Raw genomic sequence first — 13,496 nt, 5'->3', positions numbered from 1 at the left:
TCAAGCTTTTGGCTTGAACCGCGTGGCATCTAAAAATTTAGCCAATCGTGCTTCGATGGGCAGCGGCTCGCCATGCCATTGTGCGGCCAGCAATTCACCGCACAACAGACCCAACGTCAAACCACGAGAGCCCATGGCTGCATTCATGTACAAGCCTTCGGGTGCGTTGGGCACGCGGCCCGTCATGGGCAAGCGGTCGTGCACGCCGCAGCGCACACCGGCCCAGCCGTGCACGCGTGGTGCGTCTGTGCCCACAGTGGCAAACAAGGGCGCAAGTGCGCTCGCTGTTTCTGGCTCTAATGCTTTCAAGCGTTCTAAGTTTTCGGCATGGTCGACATCGAGCAAACGGGCATCACCATTGATGCGGTCATAGGTTGCTCCTGTGTACCAAGCAGGACCGTCGGGTGATGTGATGTTGTGTACAAAGCTGCCATTGCCGTTCACCGGTGTGGCGGGCATGTGTGCGCCCTTAGGCACATCGGCCATCAAGCCCCAAGAAATTTGCCCGCGCAGTGGGTTGATGCGCGGGGCGCTGCCGTCTTCTGTGGCGGTGGCGATGAGTGCCGCAGAGCCAGGGCCAGCGGCCAAGACCATGCGCGATGATTCAGCCAGTACCTTACCGTTTTGAAGTGCTTGCCATGTTGAAGCGCTTGCTTTTTCAGCGTGTGTGATGCATTTCAGCGTATCAATCTTCGCATGACCTTGCCAACGAATATTGGGGTGGTTGAGTAAGGCACGTATCAACTGCACCGGTCGTAGCCATGCGCCGCGTGGGTGCCAATAGGCGTCATCTGGTGCAGGCGGTGGTGCTTTGCGTGTCCAGTCGTACGCGGTGTGGGTGAGTTCGTTCAGCCAACTCAGTGGTACGCCACCTCGCCGTGTTTTGCCAGGCAGACGGCGCTCGCGCACGCCTGTGCAGCCCCAGTCCAACCCTTCGGTCAGCAACAAGCGCATCGTTTGCTCCATGAAGCGCAAGCCTGCGCGAGAGAGGCGCGACACGCCACTGTCGTCGTGCGAGGTGTGCGGCGCGACCACACCCACAGGCAAGCCTGATGCACCCGATGCGGGTTCGTTTCCGGCTTCGAGTACCGTCACTTGCCAGCCGCGTTCTGCGAGTGCACGTGCCGTACCTGCGCCTGCAATGCCTGAACCAATGATGGTCACGGTGCGCTCATCCAAACCAGGTGCATCCATCGGTGTGACGCACGGACCGGTTGGGTGCGCACGCATCACATCGGCAAACTCGGGCCAATCAATAGGTTCGCCAACGCATAGGGTGAGGACTACACGGTAGTCGCCATGTAAAGCAAACCGCAATCGGTGCATGCCGGGTAACAAGCCCCAGCATTGCTCAGCCAGTTGTTGGGCATGAGGAATGAGTTCGGGGTGTGAGGCCGCGGCGCTCAGCAGCGCTTCTACTTGCAACGGCTGCGTTGTATGCGCCACCACTTGTAAGTGGGTAGGGCGTGCATCATCATCCGCCCAGTCGTGCCACAGACGAAGAAAAGCCAGCTCGTCAAAGCTGGCTTGGGTGTGGCACCAGCTGCTGTAGCCGTGCCATGCGTGCTGTCCCGTCACGCAGGTTTATGCATTGGGAGGTACGTAGCCTTGCACGGCGTCAGCACCGTCACCAAAGAAATGTTTTTCCATTTGACGCTTGAGGTATTCACGGGCGCGGAGGTCAGCCAAGTTCAAACGGTTTTCGTTGACCAGCATGGTTTGTTGCTTGATCCAATCAGCCCAGGCTTGCTTGCTGACGCTTTCCCAAATGCGCTTGCCCAACTCGCCTGGGTACGGTGGCAAATCGAGGCCCTCTGCTTCGGTGCCGAGTTTGATGCATTGAACGGTGCGTGACATGTGTTGAGCTTCTCTGAAATGAGGGTTAATAACTAAAACAAGACTGTAGCAATTTTTAAATCACCTTGAAGTGGTGTGTGCCATCGCGTGCGAGCTGTTCGACCAAACCAAATTCCCAGTCGAGGTAGCCTTGCATGGCTTCTACGGGGTTGTTAGTGCCTTCATAGGGGCGGCGATAACGGTCCACGCGTTCCACCGCCATTTGGTGGTCGCCAGTTTGCAGCTTGCCACCTGCGGCCAGCCAAGCGGCGTTGCCGCCTTCTAGCCAAACCACCTCGATGCCTGCTTTGACGGCAGCTTGCACTTCGGGCACAGCAAAGCGAGACACGCCGCCGTTTTGGCAGGTGAGTACATAGCGGTGGCCTTTGTGCGCGGCAGTGAGCGAGTCTTTGAGCTGCGTGCGCAGCACCCACCATGCACTGTGGATGTGGCCTTGTATGTATTGCGCGCTGGTGCTGAAGTCGAGCACCACGGTGTGACTGTTGCGGTCGGCCAGCCAAGCTTTGACTTTGCCCACATCAACGGCGGGCACTTTGCCTTGCGGTTCGGGCAAGCGCAAAGGCGGCACGTCTGTGTGTTTGAAGTCTTCAGCGGTGAGGCCTGCTACCACATAAACCTCCCAGCCCATTTGGGCCAGCCATGAGGCACTCATGTTGGCGCGTGTGCCATCTGTGTCGCACAGCACCAAGCGCGCGCCGCGCACGGCGGCTTGGTGGTCTGTCTCTTGCACCAGCTGGCCGCCGGGAGCGCTGCGTGCACCGGCCACATGGCCTGCTGCATATTCTTGAGGGGTACGCACATCAAAGAAATAGGTGGTGCGTGTGTTGTCGGCCAGCCAAGTGTTGAGCTCATCCATGCGTACGCGCTTCACACCGGCGCGCGTGGCAACGGCAAACGCGCTGGCGGCGGCTTTGGTGCGGGTGGCATCGTCCACTTCTGGAAAATGTTCTTTCGCACCTTTGATCAGTTCTTGACCTGCAAGAGTCCAGCCAATCGTGCCATTGCGCAAGGCGCTCACAGGGTTGGGGATGCCGGAGTTGATGAGTGACTGCGTACCAATGATGCTGCGTGTACGGCCTGCGCAGTTGACGATGATGCGTGTGGTGGCACTCGGTGCCAATGCACGTGCGCGCAACACCAGTTCTGCGCCTGGCACGCTGATGCCGCTGGGAATGCTCATGGTTTGGTATTCGTCAAAACGGCGTGCATCCATCACGACCACATCTGCTTTTGAGTCGATGAGAGCTTTGACTTCTTGTGCTGACAGCGAGGGCGTGTGACGCTTGGACTCGACCAACTCACCAAATGATTTGCTGGGCACGTTGACATCGCGAAACACTTCGCCGCCCGCGTCTTGCCAACCTTGAAGGCCACCAGCGAGCAAATGCACGTTGGTGTAGCCCATACGCTTGAGGGTGCGGGCAGCGGGCAGGGCGAGGTTATCGCCATTGAATGATGTGCCGTACACCACGATGAAGGTGTCGAGGCGAGGGATGCGTGTCCATGCATCGGCTTCAATGCGGCCCAATGGCAAGTTGGCTGCAAACAGCGGATGGCACTGGGCGAAGGGGTCTTCTTCACGCACGTCGAGGATGGCGATTTCTTGGCGTTGCAAGAGGGTTTCGCGAATGCGGGCGTAAGCGGCGAGGGGGAATTCAAGTGGGGCTTCCACCTTGGCATTGCTGTAGCCAGAAATGAAATCTTTCACCGTGCCATCTTCATGGAACACATGACGGCTGACCTTGCCAATGTTCGCACCGTACACATGCACGCTAATGGAGACTTGGTCGCTATACGCGTTCCATACGCGGTGCACATCACCAATGGTCGGCGACACGGCCTCTACGTCGCCTGCTTCAAGTCGGCTTTGTTCTCCGTTTGGCTGCCACTGACCTTGTGGCGTTTTAGCAAAGTGCTGGCACAGCTCAGCACCGCGCAGCATGCCAATCATGCCCCACACGGTGTGGTCGTGAATCGGGGTGGCTTGGCCTGGGCCCCATACAAAGCTCACTACCGAAAAACGGTCATCGGGGTCGGCATAGAGCAAGAACTGTTGGTAACGCTCGGGGTTGGGCTGGGCGTATTCTTCAGGCAGCCAATCGTCTTGTGCCACCAGTTCGGCCAGAAGCGGTTTGCCACTCGCCAAAATGGCGGCTTCGTCGCTGGTGCCTTTGAGCAAGGCATCGAGCTGGGTGACGAAGTTGTGTAAACGAGGCGTGTCTGCGAGCGGTGGTGTACGTAAAGTCATGGCTTGTCTCTGGTTTTTTGGCTTTTAGGCCAATGTCGTCATTGTTTCACAGCGACAATCGAACTCAGCCCCTTTGGAGACATTTTGTGCTTGTAAATCTTTTGGATCATCCCCGCCGTATTTGGCTGTTCATCTTGCTGATGTGTGCTGGCCTGTTGTCGTTTGGCATGTATTTGCAGCATGTGGTGGGCTTGGTTCCTTGCCCCATGTGCATTGTGCAGCGCTACGCCATGGTGCTGATGGCGTTGGTGGCGGTGATGGGTGCTGGGTTGCCTGGTCGTAAAACCGCGCTGATTGCAGGCAGCTGGCTGGTGTTGTTGGCCGGTGGTGGTGCGTATGTGGCGGCTCGCCAAACATGGCTGCAGTGGTACCCGCCTGAAGTGGTGTCGTGTGGCCGCGACTTTTACGGCATGATTGAAACCTTCCCGCTGCAACGCGCCATTCCCATGATTTTCAAAGGTGGTGGCGATTGCTCAAAAGTGGACTGGACTTTCTTAGGCGGGTCGATTGCCAATTGGTCGTTTGTGGCGTTTGTCGGCTTGGGTTTGTTGGCTTTGGCGACGGTGGTGCGTGTGTTGCAAAAGCCCGTGTCGGACGATGTCGATTTGGATGATGAGCCAACCGCTGATGCAGTGCCAGAAGCCAAAAAAGACGATCGCTTTCTAGGCGCTTAAAAAGAAACGGGGCTTTTCAGCCCCGTTTGTCATTACAGCTTCTTTACCAAAACCAAGCTCTTGCGATCGGTGTTGTATTTGCGCTTGCGGGCTTCGGGCAGCCAGTCTGGGTCGACCTGCACAAAGCCGCGTTTCAAGAACCAGTGCTTGGTGCGTGTGGTCAGCACAAAAATGCTCTTGAGGCCTTTGTTGCGTGCGCGGTGCTCGATGCGCTTCAAGACCTTCTCGCCGTCGCCTTGGCCTTGTGATTGGGGTGACACGGTAAGCGCTGCCATCTCGCCCGTTTGTGCTTCGGGGTAGGGGTAGAGCGCCGCACAGGCAAATATCACGCCGTCATGGTCGATGACGGTGTATTGGCCCACATCGCGTTCAATCTCGTTGCGGTCACGCTTTACCAGCGTGCCGTCGTTCTCAAACGGCTCAATCAGTTGCAAGATGCCGCCCACATCTTCGTGCGTTGCTTCGCGCAGTTCTTCCAGCTTCTCGTCCACCACCATGGTGCCAATGCCGTCATGCATGTACACCTCTAGCAGTAACGAGCCGTCCACAGCGAACGGCAAAATATGGCTACGCTCCACGCCCGTCTCGCAAGCCTTCACGCAATGCTGCAAGTAAAACGCAATGTCGGATGGGTTGGTCGTGTGGGGCAGGGTCGCCAGCAGCTTTTTGGCAGCGTCCAAGGGTAGCTCGGTGTCGATGGGGTTATCTTCACTGGCAGGCTCTGCAGGGTTGATACGAATGCCCGGTGTTTCGGTAACAAAAATCAACTTATCAGCTTGCAAGGCAGTGGCAACTGATGTGGCTACTTCTTCCATGGTTAAGTTAAACGCTTCGCCGGTGGGCGAGAAGCCAAAGGGAGAGAGCAACACCATTGAACCCGCTGCAAGTGTTTGGGTGATCCCGGCCACGTCCACCTTACGCACCAAGCCTGAGTGCTGAAAGTCGACTCCGTCCAAGATGCCCACGGGGCGTGCCGTGATGAAGTTGCCAGAAATCACACGCACTGTGGCGCCGGCCATGGGTGTGTTGGGCAGGGCTTGGCTGAAGGCGGCTTCAATCTCGTAGCGCAGTTGACCTGCGGCTTCTTGTGCGCAGTCAAGGGCCACACCGTCAGTGATACGCATGCCGTGTGAATACTGAGGCACATGGCCTTTTGCTGCCAGTTGCTCGTTTACCTGTGGACGAAAGCCGTGGACCAACACAATCCGCACGCCCATGCTTTGGATCAGCGCCAAATCTTGCGCCAAGTTGGGTAGCTTGCCTGCTTCAATGGCCTCGCCTGCGATACCGACGACAAAGGTCTTGCCGCGGTGCATGTGAATGTAGGGCGCGACCGAGCGGAACCAAGGCACAAAGGTGAAGTCAAAAACGGCGGACATGTGGGCTGGTTTGTGGCGGGTAAAAGGTTGAACGTTCTCGGTGTGAGCCGGACGGGGATAATTGCGGATTGTCTATCAAGTTAGTGCCTGATTTGTCTACGTCCGTTCCCTTCCAGATTGAATTTCCAGAATCGTTGCCCGTATCGGGCAGGCGCGAGGAAATCATGGCTGCCATCGATGTCCATCAAGTGGTCATCGTGTGTGGCGAAACAGGCTCAGGCAAAACCACGCAGTTGCCCAAAATGGCGCTGGCTCTGGGCAGAGGACAAGGGCGCGAGCTGGGGCCCAACCCCAAGCCTGGACAACGCAAACAAATCATCGGCCACACCCAGCCACGCCGCATTGCCGCCAGCTCGGTGGCCAAGCGCATTGCTGAAGAGCTCAAAACACCGCTTGGCGATGTGGTGGGTTTCAAGGTGCGCTTCCAAGACCGGCTGAGCAAAGACGCTTCCGTCAAGCTGATGACCGACGGTATTTTGTTGGCCGAAACGCAAAACGACCCACTTCTCAAAGCCTACGACACCATCATCATTGACGAGGCCCACGAGCGCAGCCTGAACATTGACTTTCTTCTTGGCTACTTGCGCGAAATCTTGCCGCGCAGGCCTGACCTAAAGATCATCGTGACCTCGGCCACGATTGATGCTGACCGCTTTGCGCAGCACTTTGCATCCGCCAAGGGCCCTGCGCCTGTGTTGATGGTGTCGGGCCGTACCTTTCCCGTAGAGATGCGCTACCGCCCGTTTGAAGAAAAGCGTGACTACGACCTGAACAACGCCATTGCCGACGGCGTGGACGAGTTGTGGAGCAACCCATCGCAGCAGGGCGACATCTTGGTGTTCTTGCCGGGTGAGCGTGAAATTCGCGAAGCAGCCGACCACTTGCGTGCCCACCTGAGCCACAGCCCCGTCATGCGCAGCGCTGAGGTGCTGCCGTTGTTTGCGCGGCTTTCAACTGCCGAGCAAGACCGCGTGTTCGATACGCATGGTGGCCGCCGCATCGTGCTGGCCACCAACGTGGCCGAAACCTCACTCACCGTACCCGGCATTCGCTATGTAATTGATGCAGGCACGGCGCGCGTCAAGCGCTACAGCTGGCGCAGCAAGGTGGAACAGTTGATGGTCGAGCCCATCAGCCAAGCCGCATCCAACCAACGTGCAGGCCGTTGTGGCCGTGTGGCCAACGGCATTTGCATCCGCTTGTATGACGAGGTGGATTTCAACGGTCGAACGAAATTCACCGACCCCGAAATTTTGCGCAGCTCGCTCGCTGGCGTGATTTTGCGCATGAAGTCGCTGCACCTCGGTAACGTGGAGCAGTTTCCGTTTCTCGAAGCGCCGCGCCCCAAAGCAATTGCCGATGGCTACCAATTGCTGAGCGAACTCGGCGCAGTGGATGACGACAACGAGCTGACGAACGTGGGCCGTGAACTGGCCAAACTGCCACTCGACCCCCGAGTGGGCCGCATGATTTTGGAAGCACGTGAACGCAACGCTTTGGATGAAGTGCTCATCATTGCCTCGGCCCTGAGCGTGCAAGATGTGCGTGACCGACCGATGGAAGCGCAAGCAGCGGCTGACCAAGCTCATGCCAAGTTTGACGACGACCGCAGCGAGTTCAGTGGCTACCTCAACCTGTGGAAGTGGCTCGAAAACTCGCGCGGTGGTAAGCCTCATTTGCCCGCCAGCATGAAGCAGCAAATTGCGGTCAAGCAGCCGCAAAGCAAGCAAGGCGCGGTGAAGGTGGGAACGACCGGCGTGCCCACTGAGCACAAGCTGAGCAACCGCCAATACGAAGCCTTGCTGCGCCAAAACTTCATCAACGTGCGCCGCGTGCGCGAGTGGCGCGACACGCACACCCAGCTGTTGACGGTGGTGACCGAGCACAAATGGCGCATCAACACCTTGCCCGCCAGCTACGAGCAATTGCACTTGTCGATGTTGGCGGGTTTGCTGGGCAACGTGGGTTGCAAGCTCGAAGACGATGAGGCGTATTTGGGTGCACGGGGCATCAAGTTTTACCGTCACCCCGGCGCGCACTTGCGCAAGAAGCCGGGCCGCTGGATTGTGGTGGCCGAGCTGGTGGAAACCACGCGCTTGTTTGGCCGAGGCATTGCTGCGATGGAGCCACAGTGGCTAGAGCAGGTGGGCGGCCATCTGCTGAAAAAACAATTGCTCGACCCGCATTGGGAAAAGAAAGCGGGTGAGGTCAAAGCGCTAGAACGCGCCACGCTGTACGGTTTGGTGGTCTACAACGGCCGCCGTGTGAGCTATAGCAAAGTGGACATGGTAGGCGCGCGCGAAATCTTTATTCGCGAAGGGTTGGTGGCGGGCGAGCTAGACACCAAGCTGCCGTTTCTCGCGGCCAACCAAAAGCTCATCGCACAAGTGGAAGAGCTAGAACACAAATCGCGTCGTCAAGACGTGCTGGTGGACGATGCACTCATCTACGCCTTTTACGACCAGCAGCTGCCCGCCGATGTGTGCAGCTTGGTCACGCTGGAGCATTGGTATCGCGAAGAAGTCAAACGTCAGCCTAAGTTGTTGTGCCTGAGCCGCGAAGAGCTGATGCGCCACCAAGCAGCAGGCATCACCACGCAAGCATTCCCCAAAACATTGCGCATGGGCGGTGTGGACTGCACGGCCGACTACCTGCACGAACCCGGCGACGCCAAAGACGGCTTGACTGTGACCGTGCCCTTGTTTGTGTTGAACCAAGTCAGCGAAGAACGCGCCGAGTGGTTGGTGCCGGGCATGCTGAACCAAAAAATTCATGCCTTGCTTAAAACCTTGCACCAGCGGCCTCGCTCGCGTCTCGTGCCGTTGCCTGAGAGCGCGGCACGGTTGACCGAGGCTTTGTCTGCTGACACGGTGTTTGGCTCTGGTCCTTTGGTGGATGCTTTGCTCAAGCTGGTGCGCGACGCCACCCAAGTGGATGTGAAGCGTGCAGATTTCAAAGTCGATATGTTGCCGCCGCACCTGTTCATGAACTTCCGCGTGGTGGATGAGCATGGGCGGCAGTTGGGGCATGGGCGCAACTTGGGGGCTTTGAAGGCTGAGTTGGGGAGTCAGGCTCGGGGGGCGTTTCAGGCTTTGGCGGCTTTGAAAGGTGTGGGCACTCTGAGTGTGGGAGCTGGCGTTGACGATGCTGCGGCGTCGAACGATGCGGGGCAGCGGGCTCCTCATGCCTATCAGAAATCGTCACCCGCTGCCCCTCATCGCTCGACGCCTTCTGGTAGTGCTGCCGCGTCCGCGCCTGCGGAGCAGCGTTACACCAGCTGGACTTTTGGTGAGCTACCTGAGCTGATGGAAATCACCAAAGGCAAACAAACCCTCATTGGTTTTCCGGCATTGGTGGATATGGGCGATGCCGTGTGCATTGAAGTGTTTGACGAGCCCGAAGTAGCGGCCACCAAGCACCGTGCGGGCTTGCGTCGTTTGTTTGCCATTCAAATCAAAGACGCGCTCAAGTACCTTGAGAAGAACTTGCCCGACTTGCAAAAAATGTCGGTGGCGTACATGAGTTTGGGCACGGCGGACGAACTCAAACAGCAAATATTGGATGTGGCTTTGGACCGCGCTTTCTTGCTCGACCCATTGCCTACGAGCGAGGTCGACTTCAAACGCCGCCTAGATGAAGGCCGTGGCCGACTGACGCTGATTGCCAACGAGATAGCCCGCTTGGCTAGCAACGTTCTGACCGAGTTTGCAGCGGCCAGCCGCAAAGTGAAAGACACCAAAATCAGCCCCGACAGCGTGGCCGACGCCGCGCAACAGTTGCAGCGCTTGGTGGGAAAACGCTTCATCGCCGACACGCCCTACACTCAGCTGCAGCACTTTGCGCGTTACCTCAAAGCCGTGGTGCTGCGCCTAGACAAACTGCGCGCCGATGCTGCACGTGACGCCACCAAACTGGCTGAACTTAAACCGCTGGATCAAAAGTATTGGCGCTTGGTGGCCGAGCGCAAAGGCGTGACAGATGCACGCATGCAAGAGTTCAGGTGGCTACTGGAAGAGCTGCGCGTGAGCTTCTTCGCGCAAGAGCTGCGCACACCGCAGCCGGTAAGTGTGAAGCGGTTGGATAAGGCTTGGCAGCAGTTGAGTTATTGATTCAGTCTTGATCTAGCCACTGACAAATCGGCTGCCACTGCTCCAAATCTTTTTGTACTTTGGACGGCGTGATATCAAACAACGACAAACCGTGTGCAGCCATGTGAAGGTAGTACTGCGTGTCGCGCAAATAGCTGAGCACTTGCACGTCGAGTGACTCTACAAATTTGCGCAGATTCGATGCCGAGATGGTGCGCGCATCCACGCGGTTACCAATCACACGCACATCAGTGGGGATGTCTTTGGTGATCTCTACCAGTTGCTTTAAAAAGTCTTGCGTGGCGTGCATGTCAAACATGCTTGGCATGACAGGGACGATGACTTTGTCTGCGCGACGAATCACTTCCTTAAGCCGCCAGCCATGAATGCCGCCAGGCGTGTCGATCACCACATGGGTGGTGCCTGCGGGAGGTTTGGCTGTGAGCACAAGGTCGGCCTCATATTCCCAAGTCGAAATTTGGGGAAGAACTTCGGGGCGCTGTTGCAGCCAGAGTTTGGAGGACTGCTGAGTGTCGGCATCGCCCAGCATGACGCGGTGGCCTTGGCTCGCAAAGTAGCCCGCGATATTGGTGGACAAGGTGGATTTGCCAGCGCCCCCTTTGGGGTTGGCAACGACGATGACTTTCATAGGTGCATCATCACAAACGAGCCAATCGGCCAAGCGCAAGCTTCAAGGTTTCGTCTTTTTTGGCAAAGCAAAAACGCACCACGCGTTGGTCAAAACCATCTGCATAAAAGGCCGACAGAGGAATGGCGGCCACACCAATTTCAGTAGTGAGCCATTTGCAGAAGTCGGCTTCGCTCAGGTCTTTCTCGGGCACGCCTAATTTGTCGATGCGCACGCATTGAAAGTAGCTGCCTTCAGACGGCAGCAGCTCAAACTTGGTTTGGCTCAAGCCTTGGCGAAACAGATCGCGCTTGGCGGCGTAGAAAGCGGGTAGTTGTAAATAAGGTTGTGGGTCTTTGAGGAAGACAGCCAAGCCATGTTGCACAGGTGTGTTGACTGTAAACACGTTGAACTGATGCACCTTGCGGAACTCGGCGCTGTAGGACGCAGGTGCTGCGACGTAGCCAATTTTCCAGCCGGTGACGTGAAAGGTTTTGCCAAAGCTCGACACGATGAACGCGCGATCAGCCAAGCCGGGAAAGCTAGACGCACTGAGGTGCTTCAGCGGGGCGTAGACCATGTGTTCGTAGACCTCGTCACTGATGAGCACGATGTTGGTGTGGGCGAGCAGCTCTTGAAGCTTGAGCATTTCCTCGCGGGTCCACACCATGGCGCTGGGGTTGTGCGGGCTGTTGACGATGATGGCGCGGGTCTTGGGTGTGATGGCCGCGGCGATTTTGTCGAAGTCAGGTCGGAAGGTGCCGGGGGTGAGCGGCACGCGCACGGCCACGCCGCCCGCCATGTCGATGTTGGGGATGTAGCTGTCGTAGCAGGGTTCGAGCACGATCACCTCATCACCTGCACGCACCACGGCCAAGATGATGCTGAGGATGGCTTGCGTCGCGCCCGCTGTGATGGTGATTTCGCTGGTGGGGTCGTAGCGGTGCTGATACAGCGACTCAATCTTGTCGGCCACAGCTTCGCGAAGCGCAGGCACGCCGGTCATGGGCGGGTATTGGTTGAGGCCGTGGGTCATGGCGTCGTTCACGCAGGCCACGAGTTTTGGGTCGCAGTCAAAGTCGGGGAAGCCTTGGCCGAGGTTGACGGCGTTCTTCTCGGTGGCCAAAGCCGACATGACCGTGAAGATGGTGGTGCCGATTTTGGGGAACTTGGTGTCGAGGTGTGGTGTAGTCATCACGGGGCTCACATATTGAAATCAGTCGGATGGCCATCGAGGGCCTTCATGATCAGGTTGCGGTCGAGGCGGTCGCTCAAGAGTGCTGCAAAGTCATACACAAAGTGGCGAATGTAGGCGCTGCGTTTGAACGCAATACGCGCCACATTTTTGCCAAACAGTTGAGAGGCTGGGCGTGCGACTAGGTCGTCGTCCAAGCCATCTTTCACTGCCATCTCGGCCACGATGCCCACGCCTAACCCCAAGCGCACATAGGTCTTGATCACGTCAGAGTCAATCGCTTCAAGCGCAATGCGTGGTGTGAGGTTCTTCGCAGCAAACGCTTTGTCAATGCGGGTGCGGCCAGTAAATGATGGGTGGTAGGTGATGATGGGTTCAGCGGCCAAGTCTTCGAGCGTGATGCGCACTTTGCCTGCGAGCGGGTGCGACTTGGGGATGACCAACATGTGTTCCCATTCGTAGCAGGGCAGGGTCACCAGTTCGGGGTATTCAGACAGCGATTCGGTAGCGATGCCAATCTCGGCCACTTCGTCCATCACCATTTGAGCCACTTGGGCTGGTGCGCCTTGGTGCAGGCTGATGTTCACATTGGGGTAGGCCTCGCGCAGCTTGGCCACGGGCACGGGCAGCACATAACGGGCTTGGGTGTGGGTGGTGGCGATGGACAAAGTGCCGCTGTCTTCGGCGCTGAATTGTTCGCCAATGCGTTTGAGGTTGCCCACTTCGCGCAAGATGACTTCGATGCTGCGCAGCACATGCTGGCCGGGCTCAGTCACGCGCTTGAGACGCTTGCCGTGGCGAGAGAAGATCTCGATGCCCAACTCTTCTTCCAGCTCAATGATGGCTTTAGAGACGCCGGGCTGGGAGGTGTGGAGCGACTTCGCCACCTCGGTGAGGTTGAGGTTGCGGCGGACGGCTTCTTGGACGAAACGGAATTGATGTAGGTTCATGACATGGCTTGGTAATTTGCCAATCATTATGCCTTGAGCATCTAACTATTGCTTTCTTTATACCCTTGCATTCACAGGCTTTGCGCTCGATTGGGCTTGTTTACGTCACATTATTGGCGCGGCCCAACGCGATGTCCGCGAGTAAATCGAGCAAGCTGCTTTGCTCGCCCACAGCGGGTTGGCAGCTTACGTCAACCGATGGGTGTGTGGCCTTCAACGCAGTGATGAGTTCTGGCAAGTCTTCGCGCGCATGGCGGCCCACGCCTAAGAACATGGGCACCACACACAGGCTGGTCGCGCCCTCGGCGACCAAGGTGTTGGCCACATGAGGCAAGTCGGGCTCGGTCAACTCAAGATAGGCGCAACGCACCACCGTGCCGGGCGAACGCTGTGCAATGCGTTCAGCCACCGCTTGAATGGGCTTGTGCCACAGTGGGTCGCGAGAGCCATGGGCAAACAAAATGATGGCGTGCATAA

At 57.5% G+C, this 13,496-nt stretch carries 10 protein-coding genes and 1 pseudogene; 2 read left to right on the top strand and 9 right to left on the bottom strand.

Annotated features, from left to right (window positions below; all coding sequences use genetic code 11):
• The 4 genes and pseudogenes from mnmC to B9Z35_RS13050 all read right to left on the bottom strand — a co-directional run.
• A complete protein-coding gene (gene mnmC, locus B9Z35_RS12050) occupies window positions 1–1,578 on the bottom strand; it encodes an FAD-dependent 5-carboxymethylaminomethyl-2-thiouridine(34) oxidoreductase MnmC (RefSeq protein ID WP_108283956.1) in 1,578 nt (525 codons plus the stop codon).
• Between the two features lie 6 nt (window positions 1,579–1,584).
• Entirely contained in the window at window positions 1,585–1,857 is a 273-nt protein-coding gene (locus B9Z35_RS12045) for an oxidative damage protection protein (protein WP_108283955.1), read from the bottom strand.
• 55 nt (window positions 1,858–1,912) lie between these two features.
• Complete coding sequence (locus tag B9Z35_RS12040; RefSeq protein WP_199219831.1) at window positions 1,913–3,529, bottom strand: rhodanese-like domain-containing protein; 1,617 nt, start codon at window positions 3,527–3,529, stop codon at window positions 1,913–1,915.
• Window positions 3,530–3,622: 93 nt separating this feature from the next.
• Window positions 3,623–4,105: pseudogene (locus tag B9Z35_RS13050) on the bottom strand (cysteine dioxygenase); the annotation flags it as partial.
• 140 nt (window positions 4,106–4,245) lie between these two features.
• Here B9Z35_RS13050 and B9Z35_RS12035 point away from each other — a divergent pair.
• Window positions 4,246–4,779, top strand: a complete 534-nt coding sequence (locus B9Z35_RS12035) for a disulfide bond formation protein B (RefSeq protein ID WP_233246584.1) — start codon at window positions 4,246–4,248, stop codon at window positions 4,777–4,779.
• Window positions 4,780–4,811: 32 nt separating this feature from the next.
• Here B9Z35_RS12035 and argA read toward each other — a convergent pair whose 3' ends face one another.
• Window positions 4,812–6,158: an amino-acid N-acetyltransferase gene (gene argA / locus B9Z35_RS12030; RefSeq protein ID WP_108283952.1), complete on the bottom strand. Its 1,347-nt coding sequence runs from the start codon at window positions 6,156–6,158 to the stop codon at window positions 4,812–4,814.
• A gap of 134 nt (window positions 6,159–6,292) precedes the next feature.
• Between argA and hrpA the strand changes: the two genes are divergently transcribed.
• Entirely contained in the window at window positions 6,293–10,267 is a 3,975-nt protein-coding gene (hrpA, locus tag B9Z35_RS12025; protein WP_370444133.1) for an ATP-dependent RNA helicase HrpA, read from the top strand.
• A 1-nt stretch (window position 10,268) separates the two neighbouring features.
• Here the strand turns inward: hrpA and B9Z35_RS12020 are convergent, their stop codons facing one another.
• The 4 genes from B9Z35_RS12020 to B9Z35_RS12005 form a co-directional block, all read right to left on the bottom strand.
• On the bottom strand, window positions 10,269–10,895 hold the full coding sequence (locus tag B9Z35_RS12020) for a ParA family protein (protein WP_108284073.1): 627 nt from the start codon (window positions 10,893–10,895) through the stop codon (window positions 10,269–10,271).
• Between the two features lie 10 nt (window positions 10,896–10,905).
• Window positions 10,906–12,069, bottom strand: a complete 1,164-nt coding sequence (locus B9Z35_RS12015; protein ID WP_108283951.1) for a pyridoxal phosphate-dependent aminotransferase — start codon at window positions 12,067–12,069, stop codon at window positions 10,906–10,908.
• A gap of 8 nt (window positions 12,070–12,077) precedes the next feature.
• Window positions 12,078–13,019: a CysB family HTH-type transcriptional regulator gene (locus tag B9Z35_RS12010; RefSeq protein WP_108283950.1), complete on the bottom strand. Its 942-nt coding sequence runs from the start codon at window positions 13,017–13,019 to the stop codon at window positions 12,078–12,080.
• Window positions 13,020–13,119: 100 nt separating this feature from the next.
• On the bottom strand, window positions 13,120–13,494 hold the full coding sequence (locus B9Z35_RS12005; RefSeq protein ID WP_108283949.1) for a sirohydrochlorin chelatase: 375 nt from the start codon (window positions 13,492–13,494) through the stop codon (window positions 13,120–13,122).
• Window positions 13,495–13,496: the final 2 nt, after the last annotated feature.

The sequence above is a fragment of the Limnohabitans sp. Jir61 genome (genome assembly GCF_003063545.1).
GTDB lineage: Bacteria > Pseudomonadota > Gammaproteobacteria > Burkholderiales > Burkholderiaceae_C > Limnohabitans.
Note: the sequence above shows the minus strand (reverse complement) of the source record. Positions and strands in the feature narration are given on the sequence as shown.

Coding starts and splice junctions, on each gene's coding strand:
- B9Z35_RS12015 (WP_108283951.1), bottom strand. CDS start 12,069: ATGACTACACCACACCTCGACACCAAGTTCCCCAAAATCGGCACCACC.
- B9Z35_RS12045 (WP_108283955.1), bottom strand. CDS start 1,857: ATGTCACGCACCGTTCAATGCATCAAACTCGGCACCGAAGCAGAGGGC.
- B9Z35_RS12020 (WP_108284073.1), bottom strand. CDS start 10,895: ATGAAAGTCATCGTCGTTGCCAACCCCAAAGGGGGCGCTGGCAAATCC.
- argA (WP_108283952.1), bottom strand. CDS start 6,158: ATGTCCGCCGTTTTTGACTTCACCTTTGTGCCTTGGTTCCGCTCGGTC.
- B9Z35_RS12010 (WP_108283950.1), bottom strand. CDS start 13,019: ATGAACCTACATCAATTCCGTTTCGTCCAAGAAGCCGTCCGCCGCAAC.
- B9Z35_RS12005 (WP_108283949.1), bottom strand. CDS start 13,494: ATGCACGCCATCATTTTGTTTGCCCATGGCTCTCGCGACCCACTGTGG.
- B9Z35_RS12035 (WP_233246584.1), top strand. CDS start 4,246: ATGTGTGCTGGCCTGTTGTCGTTTGGCATGTATTTGCAGCATGTGGTG.